We start from the raw sequence: 23,426 nt of genomic DNA, 5'->3' as shown, positions 1-23,426 counted from the left end.
GCCTCTCCTCATACGGCTTGCTGATCAGCAGGACGGAGGACACTGACGCTGGAGGAGTACGTCGACTCCATCGGGGACGGCCGCTTGGTGATCGACATGCTCGTGGGAGCGCTGCAGCGACTGCTGATCTACCCGGCGCAGGGAGGACGGCTGAGTCGGGGACACCAAGCTCAAGTGCGGGCTCTTGGTAGTGCACGGCTTCGCCTCGGGGCATACGCCCCCGCGTCGTGGGGCTGGTGGCTCCCGTGAACACAAGCAGGGGAGCCATGCCGCGCTCTTCTTTCACCAGCCGCGCTCTTGCGTATACCTCGGCGCCTTCGGGGAGTCCGTGCGCGGCAGCGACCGCTGGCGGAGCCACCACACGGCTGACGGTCTGGGTCTGCTCGTTCCTGCGGTAGCTACGTCCAGAGGCCACGCGGTCCGCGATGAAAGCCACCACGACCGGCTGCGCCGCGAGGGCTTCATCAGTCGACTCCTGGTTACCGACCAGCCCTCTGCCTAAGAGGTCATCTCATTTGGCGGGCTAGGTGAGAACAGAACCGTGGCGCCGTCACCACCTCCTTCCTTGCCACAATCAGGGGTGCATCGGACGACGGGGAGGAACAGCAATGGTCGAAGCGTGGGATGTAGCCGAGACAGCGGGATCGGTGGCGTCAGCCGCAGCAGCAGCTGTGGCCACAGGGCTTGTCGCCTGGCAAGCTCGGCTCGCGCGTCGTGCCAATGCCAGCGCCCACGCGGTCGTGATCGATTCAGCCAAGGCGCGGCTGGACGCAGAAGCACCGGACCTAGACGTCAGGGTCCTTGCCCCGGCGTGGCCCCCGCTGCATGACGCCAACGACAGCACATCCCATCTGGCAGGCGACACGGTCTGGAGCCTGCCCGGCGACGAGGAGCAAACTCTCGTTTGGACGCTGCCGGTTGACCTCGCCAACCGGGGAACGCGGGATGTCGAGGTATCAATCAGCGGCGACATCCGTCCGGTAACCGAATTGGCGGACCCGGCATGGCACCCTGGCCAGCCGATCGAGGACTTCCTGATGCCCGCTAGAGAGCCTTACCGCTTCCACCTCCAGGGCACACTGACGTTGCGACAGTGTGCCGACAACTGGGCCGCCCGCGAACAAGGCCGTCCCCTACCGCATCGAATAGCCGGTGTCGTGAGCGCCACCGACCGGCGCGATGAAGGGATCACCGACCGATGGGAGTTGGTGATGACCGGCTGCCCGATCGAACCGGTCCCCGAGACGGAGGACCAGTGGCGTCTCACTGCCGACTCCGTGGTGCCTCAGTGGAATATCCTCACCGTAGAGCCGGTTGCCCGGGAGCGCACCTACTGGATCTCCCGCCGCCGAGGAGTGAAGTATCCCTCGGTCGAGGACCTCCTCGAGTGATCCGTCGCCCGCGACGATCCGCGACGCTCTCCCGTTGGGTCTGTCAAACGAGCGGTATGACCAGGGTGGTTGGAGCTACTGGCGGGCCGCGGAGAGGCGGCCGTCGAAGTTGATGTCGAAGGCGTTCAGTGCGGTCTTCCAGCGCATGGTCCAGCGAGCTTGGCCCTTGCCGGTGGGGTCGAGCGACATGATCGCCATGTAGACGCATCAACGCGGCCTGCTCGTTGGGAAAGTGTCCGCGGGCCTTGACCGCCCGCCGGATCCGCGCGTTGACGGACTCGATTGTTGGTCGTGCAGACGATGCGTCGGATCTCGGTGTCGAAGCGGAGGAACGGGGTGAACTCCTCCCACGCGTTCTCCCAGAGCCGCACGATCGCTGGATACTTCCGGCCCCAGGCGTCGGCGAACTCGGGGAACCGCTCCAGGGCGGCCTCCTCGGTCGGCGCGGTGCAGACGCTCCTGCCTCCGGCCCGCTCCGCCCCGGCTGCGCCTCCGGGCGCCCACAGGTGGATAGGGCCGATGGTCATGAGTCGATCACCGCATAGGGCAGGCCGCGGTCAAAGCGGTGTCTCCGGCGGGGGATCGGTCGGCACCGGGATGGGGGGCGCCGTTCCCGACTGCGGGACCGTAGTGGCGTGCGCGGAGAACTCCCATCCCGTCCGCAGTCGACCCAGGCAGAGCCGAGCAGACGCGGCCCAGGGCGTCAAGGTCGTTCGTGCAATGGCGCGCTCCACCTTGACGCCCTGAACCACGCCCGCTCCACGGTGTGTGGGTCGACGGGGGAGGGGACAGGAGCTGGGGTGTGTGGTGGCTGAGGTTGGATGGTTCGTAACGCGTCGCTTCTGAAGCCATTGCAGATCTTGCCAAAGGCATCAGGTCCGCTCGCGAGCGCCCGTCACCCGGACGTCGGCCTGGAACGGGCGAGGGCTCCTGGGGAGCGGGCGCTGCTGCGTCGGTCATCCCTCAAAGCTAACAACGCGCGGACCTGCCCGGATGGAGATGACGTGCTTGGCCGGGAGCGTGGCACGCAGCGTTAGTGCGATGGCACGCGGGCATAGAGGGTCCGATTCCGGCGTGCATACGTTGGGTGACAGCCCGGCGTGCATACGTTGGGTGGCAGCCCTACGTTTGGGAAAGCCGAGGTCGCAAAGCCACCGAAATGACCGCAGGCACATCCACGGCCGAGTCGCCCTGGATCAGCAGAGGAGATCGTCATGGCAAGCAGCAACCGCGCCGTCGTCTTCCACAACCCGAGAGACATGCGCGTCGAGTCCCTCGACTTCCCGAAGCTTGAGATGCCGAACGGGAAAAAGGCCCCGCATGGCGTCATCCTCAGACTCGTCGCCACCAACATCTGCGGTAGCGACCTGCACATCTACCGCGGGTCCTTCCCGGTGCCCCAGGGCATGGTGATGGGGCACGAGATGACCGGGGAGGTCATCGAGGTCGGCCCCGACGTCGAGTTCCTCAGTGAGGGCGACCTCGTCTCCGTCCCGTTCAACGTCGCCTGCGGCCGATGCCGCAACTGCAGGGCGCGCCGGACCGACGTCTGCGAGACCACGAACCCCAAGGTGGCCTGCGGAGCGTACGGCTTCAACCTGGGCGACTGGACCGGCGGCCAGGCCGAGTACCTGTTCGTCCCGTACGCCGACTTCCAGCTCCTGCGCTTCCCGGACAGGGACCAGGCCATGGCGAAGATCCGTGACCTGGCGCTGCTCTCGGACATCCTGCCCACCGCGTTCCACGGTCTCATGGAGGCCGGTGCCAAGCCGGGCTCGACCGTGTACATCGCCGGCGCCGGCCCGGTCGGCCGCTGCGGCGCAGCAGCGGCGCGCCTCCTCGGGGCGTCCTGCATCATCGTCGGCGACCACAACAAGGACCGCCTGGAGCTGGTGAAGAAGAACGGCTGCGAGACGATCGACCTGAGCCAGGACGCAGCGCTCACCGACCAGATCGAGGCCATCCTGGGCGAACCCATGGTCGACTGCGCAGTCGACTACGTCGGCACCGAGGCACACGGCATCGGCCGCGAGGCCGAGGACATGGACCCGGCCTACGCCATCAACCAGGTGATCGACGCCACCCGCGCGGGCGGAGCCACCGGAGTCATCGGCGTATACGGCCCCGACCCGCTCGCGAAGTCGAAGGCCGAGCAAGAGGGAACGTACCCGATCGACTTCGGCAAGGCCTGGATCAAGTCGCCGCGGATCGCCGCCGGGCAGGCACCGATCATGCACTACAACCGCGAGCTGATGATGGCGATCCTGTGGGACCGCATGCCCTACTTGAGCGCCATGCTCAACACGAAGGTGATCAGCCTCGACGACGCCCCCGAGGCCTACGCGACCTTCGACACGGGAGTGGCCGAGAAGTTCATCATCAACCCCCACGGCCTCATTCCCGCCTGAGGCCCGCCCTCCCCGACCCGCAGTCCCCGTTCGGGGAGGCTGCGGGCCGTGCGGGGCTGCTCAGCGACAACCAACGCTGACAAACGTCGACTGCTCCGCCGCTGGTCAGAAGGTTGACCAATGACGGAGCCGCAGATCACCGGCCTGCGGTTTCAGAACTTGTTCCTCTGAGGTGCTCCAGGATCCATTGCCTTGTCCGGGCCAGCTTCCCTAGCGGCCCCGGCAAGGGGCTGGACTGAGGGCAGCCTGATGCGGCACTAGGCGCCGCAGCGAAGTCACCAGGTCAGAGCGCTTCCTTGTTCTCCTTCGGCGCCTCTCCCGACTTATGTGTTGGAGGCAAAACACTCCAGCGTGCATGACTTCAGTGACCGTCGCGCCCGTACTTCGACATCGAGAGGCACACGGCAACACCCCTTCGGGTTCTTCGGCATCTGAGCGAGGACGCGTCCAGCTCCGCGGAACCGACCGAGAACCGTCAGGGAAGCTTTCTCATTGCGCGCAGCCCCACCCAGTACGCGAGGAGTGCAAGCGCCAAGCTGACGAGAGCGGCACCCACGTGGGCGTACTCGTAGTGCAGGTGGTTCGCCGCTTCATGGGCGGGGTCGGAAATGAAGAGAAAGGCGGTTGTGGCGGCCAGGAGGGCTCCCGCCTGGTCCTTGGTCCGCCGTGCCTTCGGCTCGGAGTTGCTTGTCACAAGGCGGTTGTATCGAGCACTCGGGCGGTGCGCAAGATCCGCTGCGCGTCAGCTAGGTTGGGCCCAGCGGGGGCTCACGGGGACCATCCGCACCGACCGCGGCGCAGAGACGCCGCTCTCCAAGGGATCTGTACAGCAACGAAGTACAGCAACCGCCGCGACCGCAACGGACCACCGCCAGCTCTAGACGACTGGCTGACGTGCCGCCGTGTGCAGCCCGTACCACCGGCACGCCGGCCAGCGGAGAGCGGCGATGCGGGCACGCGCACCCGGGTGGCGATGGCTCCCGTGGCGAGTGCGGCCGCAAGGGCTTTCGACAGACCCGGCACCAACCGCCACGGCTGGTTGGCTCGGACCATACCGCCGAGCACCCTCAGGTAACCGCGCGGCCCGCTGACGACGTATCGCAGATCAGCGGTCTCGTCCTCACCGATCGGGCCCGGGTGAATGGGCGCGAGACGACTGACGAAGCGTCCCAGCGGCTGACGCTGCGGAGGTTCCTCAGCGCCAGTGGCTTGCTGACTCGCCAAGCTGAGCACGGTTTCTTCTACCGCCCGCAGGGCTCTTGTCTGAAGACGCAGGCCCCCCAGCGGAGGAAGGGACAGCAGCGCCCAGCCGTGTTCATGACTCAGCTCCACGACGAGCTTGCGCCCGTGTGTGTGCAGCGGAAGATCGGTGAGGGCCACGACGATGTCCCAGTTCTCATCTCGCCTGCGGTCCATGATCCGGCGCGCTAGTGTGGACAGGTCCTCGGTCCCTGCGGTGAAGGGCTCACTGACCACCTCCGCCTCGAACCGCCGCCCTTGCCCCGACTTTTTGGCGAGCCGAGCAGGAAGTACCCGTGCCATATGCTGCGCGATCTCCGTGGGCGCGTCCGGATCCGCCAGGAGAGCCACGACCGTAACGTTCTGCGACGGCTCCCGCATGACCGGACCCTTCTCGTCGGCTGCCCCGGCGCTCACCAGTGCCCAGAATTTCCCCGATATAACGCCACCGCCCATAACTGCTGCTCATTCGACGACGGAGGTCTATGTCCTGTTTCGTGCACGAATTGCGCAGGCTTGAGATACTGAATCTTCCAAACTGGCTACGCGGGTTCGATTCCTGCCGCCCGCTCTGAACGCCGAAGGCCCAGGCAAGAGGTTGTTGCCCTATCCCTGGGTCTTCAGCCGTTCCTGGGACGCGTTTACGGTCTGTCCGGCGGATCATGCCGGGCGGCTAGATCCCGCCATGGCACCCCGGTGCGCAGCCGGTGCAGAATCCCGATGGTGACCCTGCGGTGACTGGCCCAACGGCCGCCCTGCTTCCCGGGCTTCGGTAGGTACGGCTTCAGCCGGGCCTACTCCGCATGCGTTAAATCTCCCCGTCCCATGCTCATGCCAACGACCTGAAGACGAGACGGTCACATGATCCGCCGGACAGGCCCTAAAAGCCTGCGGCAGCGCGCTCAAGGCTTAAAGGAGCCCTTGGTCTGCTCCTTCGTGCCCCGCATCTTGCCTCGTGCTTCGAGAGCGGCGCCTTTCGCCGCGAGCGTTTCCTTGTGCATCGCGTGGGCTGCCGTCCGCACGGTCTTTCCGACGATCTGTTCGGCCTTTGCCTTGGCCCGTTCTCCGGCGTTCATCTCGGTACCTCCGTGGGTCTCATTGGCCGTGTGCCCCTTGAGGCAAAGGGTGAAGCCACTCTGTGGGTCGCGTTGGTAAGGAGCGGCCAAGGTCACCACGGGCCCGACGCGGAGGGGTCCCAGATCCGCTCCCGCCTGAGTGATCACTTCGATGCCATCGTGGCGGCGACGTATCGCCATGGACGGTCTGCTTCGCGTGAGGGATCGGAACGATGACAGTGGCAGCTCAGCCGGGGACGTGCAGCCCCGTCGGCTGGGCCGTCTCTGGGCCGTCCGACGCCGCTCCAGAGCGACCACTGACGCCTACTAGTGACAGTAGTAGTGAGCGGCAGCCGCAGGTCACCCGATTGGATCTGCGACACTGGTACCACCATGCCCAAGCCCGGAGAACTCACTTTCGTCGCCCCCCGCGGAGCCAAGAAGCCGCCGCGGCATCTCGCCGATCTCACGCCCGCCGAGCGCAAGGACGCCGTGGCCGAGATCGGTGAGAAGCCGTTCCGTGCCAAGCAGCTGTCGCAGCACTACTTCGCGCGGTACGCGCACGACCCGGCGGAGTGGACCGACATCCCCGCCGCCGCGCGCGGCAGACTGCGGGAAGCGCTGCTGCCCGAGCTGATGACCGTCGTGCGGCATCTGTCGACCGACGAGGGGACGACCCGCAAGACGCTGTGGCGGCTGTTCGACGGCACGCTCGTGGAATCCGTGCTGATGCGGTACCCGGACCGGGTCACCATGTGCATCAGCTCGCAGGCCGGGTGCGGGATGAACTGCCCGTTCTGCGCGACGGGGCAGGCCGGTCTCGACCGGAACCTGTCCACCGCGGAGATCGTGCACCAGATCGTGGACGGGATGCGGGCGCTGCGGGACGGAGAGGTGCCGGGCGGGCCCGCGCGGCTGTCCAACATCGTCTTCATGGGCATGGGTGAGCCGCTCGCCAACTACAAGCGGGTCGTGGGTGCCGTCCGGGCGCTGACCGACCCCGCTCCCGACGGGCTCGGGCTGTCGCAGCGTGGCATCACCGTGTCGACGGTCGGGCTGGTTCCGGCCATCCACCGGTTCTCCGACGAGGGCTTCAAGTGCCGGCTCGCGATCTCCCTGCACGCGCCCGACGACGAACTGCGCGACACCCTCGTCCCCGTGAACACGCGGTGGAAGGTGCGCGAGGTGCTGGACGCCGGGTTCGAGTACTCCGCGAAGTCCGGGCGGCGGCTGTCCATCGAGTACGCGCTGATCCGGGACATCAACGACCAGGCCTGGCGCGGTGACCGGCTCGGCCGGCTGCTCAGGGGCAAGCCCGTGCACGTCAACCTCATCCCGCTGAACCCGACGCCGGGCTCCAAGTGGACCGCCTCGCGGCCCGAGGACGAGAAGGCGTTCGTGGAGGCCATAGCGGCCCATGGTGTACCGGTCACGATCCGGGACACCCGGGGGCAGGAGATCGACGGGGCCTGTGGTCAGCTCGCGGCGACCGAGCGATAATCTGGCCACGTCAACACATCTGCATATTCCGACAGGGGAGCGCCACAGCGCTGAGAGTGCGGCAACCGGGCCGCAGACCCTCTGAACCTCGCCCAGGTCATTCTGGGTAGGAAGTTCGGTCACCACTCAAGCTGTTGCGCCCTGCCCGGGCTCCCTCGTGGAGCCCGGGCAGGGCCGCGTCTCTTCCTGGCCAACCCCAGGAGGACATCCAGTGCACAACAAGACCCTCGTGGCCGTGGCCGCCGGGCTCGGTCTCGTCGCCCTGCCCGTGCTGACCGGGTGCGGGTCGGGCGACGCCAAGGGCTCCGCCGCGGACTCCAGGACCGTGACCCTCGTCAGCCACGACTCCTGGCTCGTCTCGAAGAGCGTCATGAAGGACTTCGAGAAGAAGTCCGGGTACAAGGTCAAGGTCCTCAAGAGCGGCGACGCCGGGCAGGCCGTCAACAAGGCGCTGCTGACCAAGGACAACCCGCAGGGCGACGTCTTCTTCGGCGTCGACAACACCCTGCTCTCCCGCGCCCTCGACAACGGGCTGTTCCAGTCCTACGCGCCGAAGGACTCAGGCCGGGTACTGCCCCAGTACCGCGTCGACCAGGACAAGCACCGCGTCACCCCCGTCGACACCGGCGACATCTGCGTCAACTACGACAAGGCCTACTTCAGCGAGCACAAGCTGACCCCGCCTCAGTCCTTCGCCGACCTGGCCAAGCCCGCGTACAAGAACCTCCTCGTCACCGAGAACGCGGCCACCTCCTCCCCGGGCCTCGGCTTCCTGCTGGGCAGCGCCGCCAAGTTCGGTAACGACGACTGGCAGGACTACTGGAAGAAGCTCAAGGCCAACGGCGTCAAGGTCGTCGACGGCTGGGAGCAGGCCTACTACCAGGAGTTCTCCGGATCGTCGGAGGGCAAGAAGGCAGGCGGCGACCGGCCGCTGGTGGTGTCGTACGCCTCCTCGCCGCCCGCCGAGGTCATCTACGCGAAGAAGCGGCCCAGCACCGCCCCCACCGGGGTGTCCCAGGGCACCTGCTTCCGGCAGACCGAGTACGCGGGCCTGCTGAGCAACGCGAAGAACACCAAGGGCGGCAAGGCGTTCCTGGACTTCATGCTCACCAAGGAGTTCCAGGAGGACATGCCGCTCAACATGTTCGTCTACCCGGTGCGCGAGGGCGCGGCGGTGCCGCCGGACTTCGCGAAGTACGGGCCGCAGGCCAAGGACCCCGAGACCATGGCCCCCGGCACCATCGCCGCCAACCGTGACAGCTGGGTCAAGTCGTGGACGTCGCTCGTACTGAGGTGACGGCCCGCGAGGGCACCGCGCGCGGGAGCGCGGCGCGGCTGGGGCTGATGGCCCTGCCCGTCGCGTTCTTCGCCGTGTTCTTCGCCTGGCCCGTCGCCGCGATCGTGGTGCGCGGGCTGAAGGCCGACGGCGGCTGGCGGTTCGGGCGGGTGGCGGACGTCGTCACCCAGCCGGACATCGGGCACGTGCTGTGGTTCACCACCTGGCAGGCGCTCGCCTCCACCGCGCTCACCCTGCTGCTCGCGCTGCCCGCCGCCCATGTCTTCGCCCGCTTCGACTTCCCCGGCAGACACCTGCTGCGGGCGGTCGTCACGGTCCCGTTCGTGCTGCCGACCGTCGTCGTGGGTACGGCGTTCCTGGCGCTGGTCGGACGCGGCGGGCTGCTCGACGACCTGTGGGGCGTACGGCTGGACACCACCGTGTGGGCGATCCTGCTGGCGCACGTCTTCTTCAACTACGCGGTCGTCGTACGGACCGTCGGCGGGCTGTGGGCCCAGCTCGACCCCCGGCAGGAGCAGGCCGCGCGGATGCTGGGCGCCTCACCGCTGACGGCGTGGCGGAAGGTCACCCTGCCCGCCCTCGCGCCCGCCGTGGCCGCCGCCGCGCTGATGGTCTTCCTGTTCACCTTCACCTCGTTCGGCGTGGTGCAGATCCTCGGCGGCCCCACGTTCTCCACCCTGGAAGTGGAGATCTACCGGCAGACCTCGGAGGTCTTCGACCTCTCCACGGCGGCCGTCCTGACCCTCGTCCAGTTCGTCGCGGTGGGCGCGATCCTCGGCGTGCACGCCTGGACGGTACGGCGGCGCGAGAGCTCGCTGCGCCTGGTCGACCCGAAGGTGACCGCCCGCCGGCCGCGCGGCGCAGGGCAGTGGGCGCTGCTCGCCGGAGTCCTGCTCACCGTGGCGCTGCTGCTCGTGCTGCCGCTCGCGGTCCTCGTGCAGCGCTCCCTGGACGCGCCCGGCCTCGGCTACTACCGGGCGCTGACCGACGCCGACGGCGGCACCTTCCTGGTGGCGCCGCTGCACGCCGTGTGGACCTCCCTGGAGTACGCCGTCGCCGCCACCGCCATCGCCCTGGCCGTCGGAGGGCTCGCCGCCGCAGCGCTGGCCCGCCGGGACGCCGGCCGGCTGGTGCGCGGCTTCGACGCGCTGCTGATGCTGCCGCTCGGCGTCTCCGCCGTCACCGTCGGCTTCGGCTTCCTGATCGCCCTGGACCGGCCGCCGCTCGACCTCAGACAGTCCTGGATCCTCGTCCCGCTCGCCCAGGCGCTGGTCGGCGCCCCCTTCGTGGTGCGGACCATGCTGCCCGTGCTGCGGGCGGTGGACGGCCGGCTGAGGGAGGCGGCCGCCGTGCTCGGAGCCTCGCCCTGGCGGGTGTGGCGGGAGGTCGACCTGCCGCTGGTGCGGCGGGCGCTGCTGATCGCCGCCGGGTTCGCCTTCGCGGTGTCCCTGGGGGAATTCGGGGCGACCGTGTTCATCGCGCGGCCCGACAACCCGACGCTTCCGGTCGCCGTGGCCCGGCTGCTGAGCCGGCCCGGGGAGCTCAACTACGGGCAGGCGATGGCCCTGTCCACGATTCTGATGGTCGTGTGCGCCGCCGCGCTGCTCGTCCTGGAGCGGCTGCGCACGGACCGGACGGGGGAGTTCTGATGCTGCTGAGCCTCGAGGCCGCGACCGTGCGCCTGGGCGGCCGGCCCGTGCTCGACGCGGTCGTACTCGACGTCGCCGAGCACGAGGTGGTGTGTGTGCTCGGCCCCAGCGGCAGCGGGAAGTCGACGCTGCTCAGGGCGGTGGCCGGGCTGCAGCCGCTGGACGCGGGGCGGGTGCTGCTCGGCGGCCGGGACCAGGCGGGCGTACCGGCGCACAAGCGCGGTGTCGGCCTGATGTTCCAGGACCACCAGCTCTTCCCGCAGCGGGACGTCGGCGGCAACGTGGCCTTCGGGCTGCGGATGCACGGGGTCGGCAAGGGGCGACGGGACACCGAGGTGGGGGAGTTGCTGGAGCTGGTCGGCTTGCCGGGGGCGGCCCGGCGGGCCGTGGCCGGGCTGTCCGGTGGCGAGCAGCAGCGGGTGGCGCTGGCCCGGGCGCTCGCGCCCCGGCCCCGGCTGCTGATGCTGGACGAGCCGCTGGGCCAGCTCGACCGCTCGCTCCGGGACCGGCTCGTGGTCGAACTCCGGGAGCTCTTCCGCCGGTTGGGCACCACCGTGCTCGCCGTGACGCACGACCAGGGCGAGGCGTTCGCGCTGGCCGACCGGGTGGTGGTGATGCGGGACGGGCGGATCGCCCAGTCCGGGACCCCGCTGGAGGTCTGGCAGCGGCCCGCGGACGAGTTCGTGGCCCGGTTCCTCGGCTTCGAGAACGTGGTGCCCGCGACCGTCTCCGACGGCGCCGCGGACACCCCCTGGGGCAAGCTGCCCGTCCTCGACGGCTCACCCCAGGGTGACCATCCGCTGCTGGTCCGGCCCGCCGGTGTGCGGCTCGTGGCGGCGGACGAGGGTCTGCCCTGCGCGGTGACCGCCCGCACCTTCAAGGGCACCCATGTGGCCGTCCGGCTGCTGCCCCGGGACGGCGGCCCGCCCCTGGAGGCGGCCTGCGCGCTCCGGGCCGCGCCGGAGCCGGGGGCCGAGGTGGGGCTCGCGTTCGACGCGGCCGAAATCGTCGTGCTCGGCTGATCACCGCGTGCCTAGGGTGAGGGCATGACTCTGCTCGCACATGACCGGTACTGCGACGAAATCGACCTTCAGGTACAGCAGTTGAGAGCCGTGGTGGCCTCCGGCGCCGATCTCGCCGCTACCGTGCCCACCTGCCCGGAGTGGTCGCTGGAAGACCTCGTGCGCCACATGGGCGGTGCCCTGCGCTGGGTGGACACCCTGGTACGTGCCCGGGCGCAGGAGAACATCCCGGTGGAGCAAGTGCCGTTCGGAGCCGGACCGCAGGAGCGGGGTGACGCGGCCGCCCTGGACAAGTGGTTCGCGGAGACCGGCGAGTTGGCCGTGGCCGCGCTGCGCGAGGCGGGAGCCGGCACGCCGGTGTGGACGTGGGCGGGCAGCCTCGACTCCGGCTTCTGGGCCCGGCGCATGGCGCACGAGATCACCGTGCACCGCGCCGACGCCACGCTCGCGGCGGGCCTGCCCTACGAGGTGGCGCCCGACATCGCCGCCGACGCGCTGGACGAGTGGTTGCTGCTCGTGGAGTGGGTGCAGCGGAACGAGGCTCACCCGGCCGCGGCGGAACTGCGCGGCCCCGGCCGCAGCATCCACCTGCACGCCACGGACACCGATCCGGCCCTGAACGCCGAGTGGATCGTCGAACTGGGCGAGGAGGGCGTCGGCTGGCGCCGCGGCCACGAGAAGGCCACCGTCGCCCTGCGCGGCCCGCTCACCTCGGTGCTGCTCGCCTTCTACCGGCGGCTGCCGCTGGACGCGCCCGGCCTCGAAGTGCTGGGTGAGCGCGCCGTGCTGGAGTTCTGGCTCGAGCGGACCAGCTTCGGCTGAGCACGACCGCGGCCCGTCCCCCGGGGATACGGGGACGGGCCGCGGTGTTGTACGAGCGGTGGTGCGAGGTCAGGCGTCAGGCGCCGTTCTTCGCCCCACGGCGGCGCATGCCGAGGAAGACCGCGCCCCCGCCGACGACGACGAGCGCGCCGGCGATACCGGCGATCATGCCGGTGTTGGAGTTGGCACCGGTCTCGGCGAGGTTCGAGTCACCGGCCGCCGGAGACGGCGCGTTGTCCGAGGTGCCCGCCGGGGCGGTGCTGCTCTCCGACGCAGACGGAGCCGGCGTGGCGGACTCCTCCGGGGCGGACGGGGACGGCTTCGACGACGGGCTGGCCGGCGCGCTCGGGGAGGAGGACTCCTCCTTCTTGCAGGCCTCGGCCGGGGTCGTCAGCCCGTCCTTGATGTCCGCGTCGACGTTGAACCGGTCCGTCTTGACGTGGATGCGGTACGTCGCGTTCGGCTTCCAGTCCTCCTGGAAGGTCACCGTGGCGCCCTCGCGGGAGCCCTTGACCACCTGCGGCTGGCCGACCGGCGTCTCACCGGCGTCGGTCTTCCGGAACACCGTGATGGTGGCCGGGGTGCCGGAGCGGTCGACGTCGGTGACGACGATGACGCCCTTGTCGCCGTCGCACTTGGCTTCGGCGGAGAACTCACTGATGTTGCAGGCGAGCGCCTGGCCGGCGACACCGAGCGCCAGTGCGGCGGAGGCGGAGGCGACACCCAGGATGCGCACGGAACGACGTGCGTTACGGCGAGTTATGGACACGTTTGTCCTTTACAGAGTGCATAACTGCGGGGGGTAAAGGGGGAGTTGAGGCACATGGATGAGATGTGGTCCCAGCACCCCCAAGAGACACACAGGTCTATAAGCGTTCCATAAGAAGTGTCAATGCATATGCCCCCGACGCCCGTTGACTTTGCCTGCTTATTGCCCGCGGAGACGTTTCAGCGCCTCGGGAGCCTGCTCGATCCGGTCAACCAGGCTGATTCGGGACTCCATCGCCCGGCCTCCTGCCAGCGACCGCAGCAGCGGCCAGGCGGGCAGCCGCCGTGTCCAGTGCTCCTCGTCCACGAGCACCATGGGCGTGGGCTCGCCCCGGGACTCGTAGTAGTTCGGCGTCGCGTTGTCGAAGATCTCCTGTACGGTCCCGGCGGCGCCGGGCAGGAACACCACTCCGGCGGTGGAGCGGGCCAGCAGGCCGTCCTCGCGGATGGCGTTGGTGAAGTACTTGGCGATGTGCGCGGCGAAGGCGTTCGGCGGCTCGTGGCCGTAGAACCAGGTCGGGATGCCCACCGACTCCCCACCGCCGGGCCAGCGTTCGCGTACCTCGAAGGCGGCCCGCGCCCAGTCGGTGACGGACGGCCGGAAGGACGGTGCCTTGGCGAGGAGCAGGAGCGCCTCCTCCAGCATGCCGTCCGCGAAGGGCGCGGCGTACGCGCCGAGGTTCGCCGCCTCCATCGCGCCCGGTCCGCCACCCGTGGCGACCGTGAATCCGGCGCGCGTCAGCTCGCGGCCCAGCCGGGCCGCGCCGGCGTACTCGACGGTGCCGCGGGCCATGGCGTGCCCGCCCATGACGCCCACCACCCGTGCGCCGGCGAGCAGTTCGTCCAGGGAGTCGGAGACCGAGTCGTCGTGGATCGCGCGCAGCATCGAGGCGAAGACGTCGCCGTCCGCCTTGGTGCGCTGGAACCAGGAGTAGGCCCGCGCGTCGGGCGTCGCCTCGTAGCCGCCGTCGAGCGATGCGAACAACTCGTCGGGCGTGTAGGCGAATCCACGGTACGGATCGAAGGGGAGCCCCGGTATAGGCGGGAAGACCAGGGCGCCGGCCGAGCGGACGTGCGCGGCGGCTTCGGGGTCCATCGGGCAGCCGAGGAAGACGGCGCTCGCGGTGTCGACGGTGAGCAGCTCCTTCGTGCGTGCCGTCAGATCGACGGCCTGCACGCGGAATCGGGTCAGTGAGCCGTGCGCGGCGACCACCTCGTCGAACTCGGCGAGGGACTCGATCTCACGGTCGTGGGCGGCTCGGTTCGGCTGGGCGGGTGTCTGATCCACCCGCCCATGCTAGGTGTGCGGGTGCGCGTCCCCGGCCGGAAGGGGTCAGCCCTGGACCGCGGCCGGGTCCATCCACACGACCTCCCAGCTGTGGCCGTCGAGGTCGTCGAAGGACCGGCCGTACATGAAGCCGTGGTCCTGGGTGTCACCGCTCGCCGAGCCGCCGGCCGCGATCGCCCTGTCGACCAGCTCGTCCACCTTCTCCCGGCTCTCCGCGCTCAGGCAGATCAGCACCTCGCTGGTCCTGGTGGAGTCCGCGATCTCCTTCTTGGTGAAGTCGGCGTAGCGCTGCTTGCTCAGCAGCATCGCGACGATCGTGTCGCTGATCACCACGCAGGCGCAGTCGTCGGTGCTGAACTGCGGGTTGATCGAGTAGCCGAGCTGGGTGAAGAACTTCTTCGAGGCCTCGACGTCGTCGGTGGCCAGGTTCACGAAGATCATCTGCTGGTACACGGGGTGCCTCCCTGGGCTGCGGTCGCCGCTGTCGTGAGTTGGACAGCGGGCGGCGGCGGAACTCATCGCCGGGTGGCGAAGTTTTTTTCCGCCCGGCTCCGGTGCGGGGTCTCACGGGGCCGACGCCAGAGCGGTGAGGTGGGCGATCACCAGGGTGAGCGGGCCGAACAGCGCCAGCAGGGCGCCCGCGCGCAGGGCGGCGGCGGTGCGCAGCGTTCCCGGCGGGGCGCCGAGCCGCAGCAGGGCGGCGGTCGTCTCGGCACGGCACTGGCGGGCCTCGACGGCCGCCGTCAGCAGGGTCGCCACGGTGCAGCCGGTGACCACGAGCGCCCCGAGCACGGTGAGCGGGCCGCCGGACGAGACCGGACCCCCGTACAGGACGGTCATGGCGTAGGTGGCCGAGGCGGCCGCGCAGGCCACCCCGAGCGGCCGGCCGATCCGGGGGGCCTCCGCCATGAGCACGCGGCCGGCCAGCAGCCGGAGCACCCCGGGACGGCTGGACTGCAGCAGGCGTCCGCAGAGGTGGGTGAGGCCGGGGGCGGCGAGCACGAGCCCGGCGGCGGTGAGGACCCAGCCGGCCAGGACGGCCATGGCCTCGGCGGGCAGGCGGGTGAGGGCCGGGGTGGCCGCGGGCCCGCCGGAGTAGGCCTGTACGGCGAGCCCGGCGGCGACGGCCGCGATGCCCCAGGGGAGACCGGCGGGGGTGGCGGCCGGGGAGGGCCGGCGGCCGAGGGCACCGGCTTCGTCGGCGTCCCGGACCTCGGCCCCGTTCACCTCGGCCCCGTTCACCTCGGGCTCGGTGACCGCCGCCGTGGGGGCCCCGGCGGCCGGGGGCCGCGCCGCGCCCTGCCGCGTCGCCGCCGGTGTGCGCGGCCGCGCCCCGAACCTCCCGTACGCTCCGAACGTCTCCCGGGGCGCCGAGTGGCCGTACGCCCCGAAGCGGCCGAACGCGCGCGGTGCGCCGGCCGGCGGGCGCGGGTCCCGGGGGCGCAGGGCGACCGCGACCGCCGCGGCGGCGAGCGCGGGGACCGGGGTCAGCAGGGTCAGCGCCGCGGGCAGCGGCAGCGACCGGCCCGTGGCCAGGAACCGGGCCGCCACGCCGTCGATCGGCGTGCCCGCCAGGTCGCCGCGCAGTTGCAGGAAGAGCAGCAGGGCCAGCAGCGAGCCCAGGCCGCAGGACAGCACGGTGGTCAGGACCGAGACCGCCATCAGCCGCGCCGGGCCGAGCCCCACGGCCGACAGCCCCGGACGCGGCCGGGTGCCGGGATCCGTGCGGGCCACGGCGAGCGCGAGGTACACCGTGGCCGCGAGCGGGACCACGCACCACGCCAGCCGGGGCACCGCGGTGTCCGGTGTCCCGGGGTGGGCCAGCGCGTAGCCGAGTGAGGACAGCAGGAGAAAACCGGTGCCCGCCGAGGCCGCGGCCACCAGCAGCCGGCGCAGCTGTACGGCGGGCCGGGCCGCGCGGGTCAGACGGAGAGCGAGCACGCCGCCCGGCCTTCCGTCTCCGCGGCGTCCGGCAGCGGCACGTTCCGCACCCGCCGCCCGTCCAGCAGCGAGACGGTGCGGTCGGCGAGGGCGGCGGTGTCGGCGTCGTGCGTGGCCAGGACGACCGTGATGCCGTGCGAGCGGGCCGCCGTGGTGAGGGTGCGCAGCACATGCGCCCGGTCACCGCGGTGCAGCGGCGCCGTCGGCTCGTCCGCGAAGAGGACCGTGGGCCCCGGGGCGAGCGCGCGGGCGATGGCCACCCGCTGGCGTTCGGCCTGCTGGAGCTCGCGCGGGTGCCTGCGCGCGTGCTCGCCGGCGTCGAGGCGCTCCAGCCACTCCAGCGCGGCCACCTTGGCGCGCCGGCGGCCGATGCCGCGCAGCATCAGGGGCAGGGCGGTGTTCTCCCAGACGTTCAGCTCCGGTACCAGCACCGGCGCCGGTTCGACCCAGCCGAAGTGGTCGCGGCGCAGCCGCTCGCGGGCGGCCGGGCCCATGGTGTGCACGGGCGAGCTGTTGAACCAGACCTCGCCGTCGCGCACCGGGAGGAGTCCGGACAGGCAGTGCAGCAGGGTCGTCTTGCCGCTGCCGCGCGGGCCGGCGACGGCGAGGATCTCGCCCTCCCGGACGCCCAGCGAGACCCCGGCGAGGCCGGGGGAGCCGTCCAGGTGCCTGAACTGCAGGGAGTGTGCCCAGAGCACGTCGTTGTCCGGCGGGGCCTCCATGGCGAACACCTCGGTTCTGATCCGTTTTCCCGTGCCTGATCGCTCGTCCGGGTGAACGAAGGCAGGGCCGATCGGTCACTGGCACGCTAGGCAGCCCGCCGCGGGAGCCCGGACAGCACACGGCCCCGGGCCGCCGTTCTCACTCGAACGGGCGGCACCGGGGCCGGTGTTGATCATCCGGTCGGATGATCCGGGCTCGCGCCGGGGCTCAGAGCTTCGTCCACGCCTCCGTGAGGGTGGCGCGCAGTATCTGCTCGATCTCGTCGAACGTCTCCTGGTTGGAGATCAGCGGCGGGGCGAGCTGGATGACCGGGTCGCCGCGGTCGTCGGCACGGCAGTACAGGCCGTTGTCGAACAGCGCCTTGGAGAGGAAGCCGTACAGGACGCGCTCGGTCTCCTCGTCGTTGAAGGACTCCTTGGTGTGCTTGTCCTTCACCAGTTCGATGCCGTAGAAGAAGCCGTTGCCGCGTACGTCGCCGACGATCGGCAGGTCGTGCAGCTTCTGCAGGGTCTGGAGGAACGCGCCCTCGTTGTCCAGCACGTGCTGGTTCAGGCCCTCGCGCTCGAACAGGTCGAGGTTGGCGAGGCCCACCGCGGCCGACACCGGGTGGCCGCCGAAGGTGTAGCCGTGCAGGAAGGTGTTGTCGCCCTTGTAGAAGGGCTCGGCGAGGCGGTCGGAGACGATGCAGGCGCCGATCGGGGAGTAGCCCGAGGTCATGCCCTTGGCACAGGTGATCATGTCCGGGACGTAGCCGAACTTGTCGCAGGCGAACGTCGTGCCCAGGCGGCCGAAGGCGCAGATGACCTCGTCCGAGACGAGCAGCACGTCGTACTGGTCGCAGATCTCGCGCACGCGCTGGAAGTAGCCGGGCGGGGGCGGGAAGCAGCCGCCGGCGTTCTGCACCGGCTCCAGGAAGACCGCGGCGACCGTGTCCGGGCCCTCGAAGAGGATCTGCTGCTCGATCTGGTCGGCGGCCCAGCGGCCGAAGGCCTCCGGGTCGTCACCGAAGAGCGGCGCGCGGTAGATGTTGGTGTTCGGGACCTTGTGCGCGCCGGGCACCAGCGGCTCGAAGGGGGCCTTCAGGCCGGGCAGACCGGTGATGGACAGAGCACCCTGCGGAGTGCCGTGGTAGGCGACGGCGCGGGAGATGACCTTGTACTTGGTCGGCTTGCCGATCAGCTTGAAGTACTGCTTGGCCAGCTTCCAGGCGGTCTCGACGGCCTCGCCGCCGCCGGTGGTGAAGAACACCTTGTTCAGGTCGCCGGGGGCCTCGTTGGCCAGACGCTCGGCCAGTTCGACGGCCTTGGGGTGGGCGTAGGACCACACCGGGAAGAAGGCCAGCTCCTGGGCCTGCTTGAAGGCGGTCTCGGCGAGCTCCGTGCGGCCGTGACCGGCCTGGACCACGAACAGGCCCGCGAGACCGTCGAGGTAGCGCTTGCCCTTGTCGTCGTAGATGTAGGTGCCCTCGCCCCGGACGATGGTCGGGACGGGGGAGTTCTCGTACGAGGACATGCGGGTGAAGTGCATCCACAGGTGGTCGTACGCGGTGCGGCTGAGGTCCTTCTCGGTCACGGTTATCGGGTTCCCCACATGTAGGTCTGCTTCTTGAGCTTCAGGTAGACGAAGCTCTCGGTGGAGCGCACGCCGGGCAGCGCCCGGATGCGTTTGTTGATGACGTCCAGCAGGTGGTCGTCGTCCTCGCAGACGATCTCGGCGAGGATGTCGAACGAGCCCGCGGCCATCACCACGTACTCGACCTCCGACATGCCGGTCAGCGCGTCCGCGATCGACTCGACATCGCCCTCGACGTTGATCCCGACCATCGCCTGTCTGCGGAAGCCCACGGTGAGCGGGTCCGTGACGGCGACGATCTGCATCACGCCCTGGTCCAGCAGCTTCTGGACGCGCTGGCGCACGGCCGCCTCGGAGAGGCCGACGGCCTTGCCGATCGCGGCGTACGGCCGGCGGCCGTCCTCCTGGAGCTGCTGGATGATGGCGAGGGAGACGGCGTCCAGCTGGGGACTGTTGCCGTTCCTGGACTCGCGGGGCGAGTCCCTCTGGTCTGCGCTTCGACTGGCCACGGCCTCACTGTGCACGACGTCTCGACAGTTTCGCAAGGCCGTCGCGATGAAATTCGTTGTTTACGAGTCCGAACCTTGCGGATTTCGCAGAACAGGTGGCGGCGGGGGTGTTGAAAACGTGGGCGCGCCGATTAGGGTGGGGTGTCTCAGTCTTCGGACAGCCGGAGCGGCTGTCCGGGCTGGACAGCTCGAACCCTCGAACCAGATCAGGAGGCCGGCAGTGAGCACCGAGCTGCGTCGTCTGCGCAACTACATCGACGGTGAGTTCCGGGACGCCGCCGACGGACGGACCACCGAGGTGGTCAACCCCGCGACGGGCGAGGCGTACGCGACCGCGCCGCTGTCCGGTCAGGCGGACGTGGACGCCGCCATGGCGGCCGCCGCCGCGGCCTTCCCGGCCTGGCGCGACACCACTCCCGCGGAGCGCCAGAAGGCCCTACTGAAGATCGCCGACGCGTTCGAGGAGCGCGCCGAGGATCTGATCGCGGCCGAGGTGGAGAACACGGGCAAGCCCACCGGGCTGACCCGCTCCGAGGAGATCCCGCCGATGGTCGACCAGATCCGCTTCTTCGCGGGCGCGGCCCGGCTGCTGGAGGGCCGCTCGGCCGGCGAGTACATGGACGGGATGACCTCGATCATCCGCCGTGAGCCGGTGGGCGTCTGCGCCCAGGTGGCCCCGTGGAACTACCCGATGATGATGGCCGTGTGGAAGTTCGCCCCGGCCATCGCCGCGGGCAACACGGTCGTCCTGAAGCCCTCGGACACCACCCCCGCCTCGACCGTGCTGATCGCCGAGATCCTCGGCTCGATCCTGCCCAAGGGCGTCTTCAACGTCATCTGCGGCGACCGCGACTCCGGCCGCCTGATGGTCGAGCACCCGACCCCGGCGATGGCCTCCATCACCGGCTCGGTCCGGGCCGGCATGTCGGTCGCCGAGTCCGCCTCCAAGGACGTCAAGCGGGTCCACCTGGAGCTGGGCGGCAAGGCCCCCGTCGTGGTCTTCGAGGACACCGACATCGCCAAGGCCGTCGAGGACATCTCCGTGGCGGGCTTCTTCAACGCCGGCCAGGACTGCACGGCCGCGACCCGCGTCCTGGTGCACGAGTCCATCCACGACGAGTTCGTCTCCGCGCTGGCCAAGGCCGCCGCCGAGACCAAGACCGGGCAGCCGGACGACGAGGACGTCCTCTTCGGCCCGCTGAACAACCCCAACCAGCTCAAGCAGGTCGCCGGCTTCATCGAGCGGCTGCCCGCGCACGCCAAGGTGGAGGCGGGCGGCCAGCAGGTCGGCGACAAGGGCTACTTCTACGCCCCGACCGTCGTCTCCGGCCTGAAGCAGGACGACGAGATCGTCCAGAACGAGGTCTTCGGCCCGGTCATCACCGTCCAGTCCTTCGCGGACGAGGACCAGGCCGTCGAGTGGGCCAACGGCGTCGAGTACGCCCTCGCCTCCTCGGTGTGGACCAAGGACCACGGCCGTGCGATGCGCATGTCCAAGAAGCTCGACTTCGGCTGCGTGTGGATCAACACCCACATCCCGCTGGTCGCCGAGATGCCCCACGGCGGCTTCAAGAAGTCCGGCTACGGCAAGGACCTGTCGGCGTACGGCTTCGAGGACTACACCCGGATCAAGCACGTCATGACGTCGCTCGACGCGTGAGCCTCCTGACGCCTTGGGCCGTGTCCGCGAGGTCACGCCTGCGTCGCGACCTCGCGGACACGACCCGGCCCCCGGCGTCCTGAGCCCCTGGCTCGGGGAACCGGGACCGGCCCGCGGCCCCGGGGACGGGACACCTCCCCGTCCGGGGCCGCGCGCGTGTACCGGGGGCCCGGACGCCGGTGGACAGGGTGTCGGGTACGGCCCGGTCCGCTCGACGCCCCGTCAATTGCCCCTGCCCGCGCCGCGGCGGCATCCTGCCGGGGTGACCCGGACCTTCCCGCACGCCCCGTCCCGCCGTTCCGTGCTGCGCTCGCTCACCGGTGCCGCCGCGCTCGGCAGCCTCGCCGGCTGCGGGGTGCCCGCCGCCTACGTCGAGCCCGGCGACCGGTCCGTGACCGACGAGTCCGCCGCCGACCGGAGACTCACCTGGGCGAACTGGCCGCTGTACATCGACACCGATGACGACGACACGAGCCGGCGGCCCACCCTCGACGCCTTCGAGAAGCACACCGGGATCTCCGTCGGCTACACCGAGGAGATCAACGACAACGACGAGTTCTTCGGCAAGATCAGCCCCGCGCTGATGAACCACCAGCGCACCGGGCGCGACCTGATCGTCATCAGCGACTGGATGTGCGCGCGGTTCGTCCGGCTGGGCTGGGTGCAGCGGATGGACCGCTCCCGCCAGCCCAACGTGGCCGAGCACCTGGACCCGCTGCTGCGCTCGCCCGCGTTCGACCCGGGCCGCGGGTCCACGGTGCCGTGGCAGTCCGGCATCACCGGGATCGCCTACGACCGCCGCCGGCTGGGCCGTGAGATCCGGGGGGTGGCCGACCTCTGGGCGAGCGACCTGAAGGGCAGGGTGACCCTGCTCTCCGGGCTGGACGAGGCGTTCGCGCTGCTGATGCAGGGCGACGGAGTGGACATCACCCGGTGGACCACGGACGACTTCCACCGGGTCTGCGACCGGGTGGAACGGGAGGTCCACCGGGGCCAGATCCGCCGCTTCACCGGCAACGACTACACCAAGGACCTGGTCAGCGGCGACGTCCTCGCCTGCCAGGCCTACTCCGGCGACGTCATCCAGCTCCAGGCGGACAACCCCGACATCCGCTTCGTCGTCCCCGAGGAGGGCGCCGAACTGTGGTCGGACTCCCTGATGATCCCCGACCGGGCCCGCCACAAGTCCAACGCCGAGCGCCTGATCGACCACTACTACGAACCCGAGGTCGCCGCGAGGCTCGCCGCCTGGGTCAACTACGTCTGCCCCGTCCCGGCGGCCAGGGAGGTCCTGGCCGCGTCCAAGGACAAGGACACGGCAGCCCTGGCCGGCAACCCGCTGATCTTCCCCGACTCCACCATGCGCGGCCGCCTGGCCATCGCCCGCGACATCACCTCCGCGGAACGGCCGGAACTCGCGAAGCGGTGGAACACGATCGTGGGGCTCTAGCGGGACTCCAGGGAGGCCGGCCGGAAGGCCCGGTCCATCCTCGGTTCCACGGCGAACCGGAAGACGCGCCGGACGGGCGGGGTGCACAGCGCGGTCACCAGGGCGGCGACGATCACCGAGACGGTGATCCCGCCGGCGGAGGTGTGGGACCAGCGGTGGTCGGACCAGTGCCAGTGGTTCGCGGCCTGGACGAAGAAGCCGTGCAGCAGGTAGCCGTAGAGCGTGCCCGCGCCCAGCGCGGTGAACCAGAGACGGCGTCCGGGGACCCAGGCGAGGGAGCAGGCGGTCAGCGTCACGGAGCAGCCGAACAGTGCCACGGTCATGACGGGCCCGTACCAGGCGGGCACTCCGAAGGCCGCGGCGGCGGAACGGTGGAAGAGCCATGCGTCGTCCATGCGGGGCACCGCCCAGTAGGCGAAGGCGAGCGCGCCCGCGAACACCGGCACGGCAAGGACGCGCACCCGACTGCGGCGCACCAGCCGGAAATGCTCCGGCTTCAGGCACAGGCCCAGCACGAAGTACGGCAGGAACTGCAGCGCGCGCTGCAGGTCGAGATCCTTGCCGATGGACGGGGACAGGGTCGCCAGTGCCGCCACCCCGAGTGCGAGTGGCAGCGGATGGCGCACGCTGCGGAAGATCGGGGAGATCAGTCGCCAGATCAACAGGGCGGCCAGAAACCACGTCAGATACAGCGGGTCCAGCAGACTGACCGGCCGGTCCGGCACGCCGTCGGTCCACCTGGTGAAGTAGGTGTACGCCGTCTCGAAGACGACATAGGGGACCACCACGCCGGTGACGAGACGCCGGATGTTCCGCGGACTGGCCTCGAAGTGGCGTGAGAAATAGCCGGAGATGACGATGAACGCCGGCATGTGGAAGGCGTAGACGAACATGTAGAGCGCGCTGACCGCACGGCTCCCGGCCCGCAGCGGCTCCCAGACGTGCCCCATCGCGACCAGGACGATCGCCAGGTACTTCGCGTTGTCGAAGAACGCGTCCCGCCGCGCGGACGGTTCGCGATCGGTTCGCGGCACGCGTGCGGGCACCCGTGCGGCACCGTCACCGGTCGGTCTCGCGTCGGCGGCCGTCGTCCTGGCCTCGGAGTGCGGCATTCCGTGCGTCTCGCCGCTCC

Annotated in this window: 20 protein-coding genes, 4 pseudogenes and 1 riboswitch; of the genes and pseudogenes, 10 read left to right on the top strand and 14 right to left on the bottom strand. The window is 70.1% G+C overall.

The features are described 5' to 3' along the window. Window positions 1-42: 42 nt before the first annotated feature. Window positions 43-249, top strand: a pseudogene (locus AB0924_RS17900) (hypothetical protein); the annotation flags it as partial. A gap of 28 nt (window positions 250-277) precedes the next feature. Here the strand turns inward: AB0924_RS17900 and AB0924_RS17895 are convergent. After that, window positions 278-490: pseudogene (locus AB0924_RS17895) on the bottom strand (hypothetical protein); the annotation flags it as partial. Between the two features lie 118 nt (window positions 491-608). On the opposite strand from AB0924_RS17895, the gene AB0924_RS17890 reads away from it, so the two are divergent. Further along, window positions 609-1,391 carry a hypothetical protein gene (locus AB0924_RS17890; protein ID WP_366911893.1) on the top strand — a complete coding sequence of 261 codons (783 nt, stop codon included), beginning with the start codon at window positions 609-611 and terminating at the stop codon, window positions 1,389-1,391. Window positions 1,392-1,466: 75 nt separating this feature from the next. Here the strand turns inward: AB0924_RS17890 and AB0924_RS17885 are convergent. Then, window positions 1,467-1,801 (bottom strand): annotated as a pseudogene (locus tag AB0924_RS17885) (transposase); the annotation flags it as partial. Between the two features lie 804 nt (window positions 1,802-2,605). On the opposite strand from AB0924_RS17885, the gene AB0924_RS17880 reads away from it, so the two are divergent. Next, the gene (locus AB0924_RS17880; RefSeq protein ID WP_358935713.1) at window positions 2,606-3,799 is read left to right on the top strand and encodes an alcohol dehydrogenase catalytic domain-containing protein; all 1,194 of its coding nucleotides are present in this window, start codon (window positions 2,606-2,608) and stop codon (window positions 3,797-3,799) included. Window positions 3,800-4,274: 475 nt separating this feature from the next. On the opposite strand, the gene AB0924_RS17875 is transcribed toward AB0924_RS17880, so the two are convergent. The 4 genes and pseudogenes from AB0924_RS17875 to AB0924_RS17860 all read right to left on the bottom strand — a co-directional run bounded on the left by AB0924_RS17875 (window position 4,275) and on the right by AB0924_RS17860 (window position 6,294). Next, window positions 4,275-4,493: a hypothetical protein gene (locus AB0924_RS17875; protein ID WP_366911892.1), complete on the bottom strand. Its 219-nt coding sequence runs from the start codon at window positions 4,491-4,493 to the stop codon at window positions 4,275-4,277. 74 nt (window positions 4,494-4,567) lie between these two features. Continuing rightward, complete coding sequence (locus tag AB0924_RS17870) at window positions 4,568-5,494, bottom strand: hypothetical protein (RefSeq protein ID WP_366911891.1); 927 nt, start codon at window positions 5,492-5,494, stop codon at window positions 4,568-4,570. A 218-nt stretch (window positions 5,495-5,712) separates the two neighbouring features. Beyond that, window positions 5,713-5,826, bottom strand: a pseudogene (locus AB0924_RS17865) (transposase); the annotation flags it as partial. A gap of 114 nt (window positions 5,827-5,940) precedes the next feature. Next, a complete protein-coding gene (locus AB0924_RS17860) occupies window positions 5,941-6,294 on the bottom strand; it encodes a hypothetical protein (protein ID WP_358935717.1) in 354 nt (117 codons plus the stop codon). 192 nt (window positions 6,295-6,486) lie between these two features. On the opposite strand from AB0924_RS17860, the gene rlmN reads away from it, so the two are divergent. From rlmN to AB0924_RS17835, 5 genes are all read left to right on the top strand, one after another. Further along, entirely contained in the window at window positions 6,487-7,593 is a 1,107-nt protein-coding gene (gene rlmN, locus AB0924_RS17855) for a 23S rRNA (adenine(2503)-C(2))-methyltransferase RlmN (RefSeq protein WP_358935719.1), read from the top strand. Between the two features lie 23 nt (window positions 7,594-7,616). Beyond that, window positions 7,617-7,724, top strand: a riboswitch (TPP riboswitch). An 80-nt stretch (window positions 7,725-7,804) separates the two neighbouring features. After that, window positions 7,805-8,890, top strand: coding sequence for a thiamine ABC transporter substrate-binding protein (locus AB0924_RS17850; protein ID WP_366911890.1), 1,086 nt, complete (start codon window positions 7,805-7,807; stop codon window positions 8,888-8,890). Window positions 8,891-8,937: 47 nt separating this feature from the next. After that, on the top strand, window positions 8,938-10,539 hold the full coding sequence (locus AB0924_RS17845) for an iron ABC transporter permease (protein WP_358935881.1): 1,602 nt from the start codon (window positions 8,938-8,940) through the stop codon (window positions 10,537-10,539). After that, window positions 10,539-11,561, top strand: coding sequence for an ABC transporter ATP-binding protein (locus tag AB0924_RS17840; RefSeq protein WP_366911889.1), 1,023 nt, complete (start codon window positions 10,539-10,541; stop codon window positions 11,559-11,561). The genes AB0924_RS17845 and AB0924_RS17840 overlap by 1 nt, the downstream gene beginning before the upstream one ends. Window positions 11,562-11,585: 24 nt before the next feature. Then, on the top strand, window positions 11,586-12,383 hold the full coding sequence (locus tag AB0924_RS17835) for a maleylpyruvate isomerase family mycothiol-dependent enzyme (protein ID WP_366911887.1): 798 nt from the start codon (window positions 11,586-11,588) through the stop codon (window positions 12,381-12,383). A gap of 76 nt (window positions 12,384-12,459) precedes the next feature. Here AB0924_RS17835 and AB0924_RS17830 read toward each other — a convergent pair whose 3' ends face one another. The 7 genes from AB0924_RS17830 to AB0924_RS17800 all read right to left on the bottom strand — a co-directional run bounded on the left by AB0924_RS17830 (window position 12,460) and on the right by AB0924_RS17800 (window position 19,199). Continuing rightward, window positions 12,460-13,152, bottom strand: coding sequence for an LAETG motif-containing sortase-dependent surface protein (locus AB0924_RS17830; protein ID WP_366911886.1), 693 nt, complete (start codon window positions 13,150-13,152; stop codon window positions 12,460-12,462). 159 nt (window positions 13,153-13,311) lie between these two features. Continuing rightward, the gene (locus AB0924_RS17825; protein ID WP_366911885.1) at window positions 13,312-14,439 is read right to left on the bottom strand and encodes an LOG family protein; all 1,128 of its coding nucleotides are present in this window, start codon (window positions 14,437-14,439) and stop codon (window positions 13,312-13,314) included. 45 nt (window positions 14,440-14,484) lie between these two features. Next, window positions 14,485-14,892: a VOC family protein gene (locus tag AB0924_RS17820; RefSeq protein ID WP_358935731.1), complete on the bottom strand. Its 408-nt coding sequence runs from the start codon at window positions 14,890-14,892 to the stop codon at window positions 14,485-14,487. Between the two features lie 111 nt (window positions 14,893-15,003). Further along, complete coding sequence (locus AB0924_RS17815) at window positions 15,004-16,380, bottom strand: hypothetical protein (RefSeq protein ID WP_358935733.1); 1,377 nt, start codon at window positions 16,378-16,380, stop codon at window positions 15,004-15,006. Continuing rightward, the gene (locus AB0924_RS17810) at window positions 16,362-17,102 is read right to left on the bottom strand and encodes an ATP-binding cassette domain-containing protein (protein ID WP_358935736.1); all 741 of its coding nucleotides are present in this window, start codon (window positions 17,100-17,102) and stop codon (window positions 16,362-16,364) included. The genes AB0924_RS17815 and AB0924_RS17810 overlap by 19 nt, the downstream gene beginning before the upstream one ends. 208 nt (window positions 17,103-17,310) lie before the next feature. After that, window positions 17,311-18,693, bottom strand: coding sequence for an aspartate aminotransferase family protein (locus AB0924_RS17805; RefSeq protein ID WP_366911884.1), 1,383 nt, complete (start codon window positions 18,691-18,693; stop codon window positions 17,311-17,313). Then, on the bottom strand, window positions 18,678-19,199 hold the full coding sequence (locus AB0924_RS17800) for an Lrp/AsnC family transcriptional regulator (RefSeq protein WP_351664264.1): 522 nt from the start codon (window positions 19,197-19,199) through the stop codon (window positions 18,678-18,680). The genes AB0924_RS17805 and AB0924_RS17800 overlap by 16 nt, the downstream gene beginning before the upstream one ends. A gap of 205 nt (window positions 19,200-19,404) precedes the next feature. Here AB0924_RS17800 and AB0924_RS17795 point away from each other — a divergent pair, with 205 nt between their 5' ends. Beyond that, window positions 19,405-20,844 carry a gamma-aminobutyraldehyde dehydrogenase gene (locus tag AB0924_RS17795; RefSeq protein WP_358935740.1) on the top strand — a complete coding sequence of 480 codons (1,440 nt, stop codon included), beginning with the start codon at window positions 19,405-19,407 and terminating at the stop codon, window positions 20,842-20,844. 262 nt (window positions 20,845-21,106) lie between these two features. Continuing rightward, window positions 21,107-22,294 (top strand): spermidine/putrescine ABC transporter substrate-binding protein, encoded by a 1,188-nt coding sequence (locus AB0924_RS17790; protein ID WP_366911883.1) that lies wholly within the window; start codon window positions 21,107-21,109, stop codon window positions 22,292-22,294. Here the strand turns inward: AB0924_RS17790 and AB0924_RS17785 are convergent. Continuing rightward, complete coding sequence (locus tag AB0924_RS17785; protein WP_358935744.1) at window positions 22,291-23,328, bottom strand: acyltransferase family protein; 1,038 nt, start codon at window positions 23,326-23,328, stop codon at window positions 22,291-22,293. The two genes, AB0924_RS17790 and AB0924_RS17785, sit on opposite strands and share 4 nt — an antisense overlap. Window positions 23,329-23,426 lie beyond the last annotated feature (98 nt).

Source organism: Streptomyces sp. NPDC047869 (assembly GCF_040704065.1).
Lineage (GTDB): Bacteria > Actinomycetota > Actinomycetes > Streptomycetales > Streptomycetaceae > Streptomyces.
Note: the sequence above shows the minus strand (reverse complement) of the source record. Positions and strands in the feature narration are given on the sequence as shown.

Bases quoted from the DNA above. Each gene is read 5' to 3' on its own strand.
- AB0924_RS17890 (WP_366911893.1), top strand. From the start codon at position 609: ATGGTCGAAGCGTGGGATGTAGCCGAGACAGCGGGATCGGTGGCGTCA.
- AB0924_RS17880 (WP_358935713.1), top strand. From the start codon at position 2,606: ATGGCAAGCAGCAACCGCGCCGTCGTCTTCCACAACCCGAGAGACATG.
- AB0924_RS17870 (WP_366911891.1), bottom strand. From the start codon at position 5,494: ATGGGCGGTGGCGTTATATCGGGGAAATTCTGGGCACTGGTGAGCGCC.
- AB0924_RS17860 (WP_358935717.1), bottom strand. From the start codon at position 6,294: ATGGCGATACGTCGCCGCCACGATGGCATCGAAGTGATCACTCAGGCG.
- rlmN (WP_358935719.1), top strand. From the start codon at position 6,487: ATGCCCAAGCCCGGAGAACTCACTTTCGTCGCCCCCCGCGGAGCCAAG.
- AB0924_RS17845 (WP_358935881.1), top strand. From the start codon at position 8,938: ATGGCCCTGCCCGTCGCGTTCTTCGCCGTGTTCTTCGCCTGGCCCGTC.
- AB0924_RS17840 (WP_366911889.1), top strand. From the start codon at position 10,539: ATGCTGCTGAGCCTCGAGGCCGCGACCGTGCGCCTGGGCGGCCGGCCC.
- AB0924_RS17835 (WP_366911887.1), top strand. From the start codon at position 11,586: ATGACTCTGCTCGCACATGACCGGTACTGCGACGAAATCGACCTTCAG.
- AB0924_RS17810 (WP_358935736.1), bottom strand. From the start codon at position 17,102: ATGGAGGCCCCGCCGGACAACGACGTGCTCTGGGCACACTCCCTGCAG.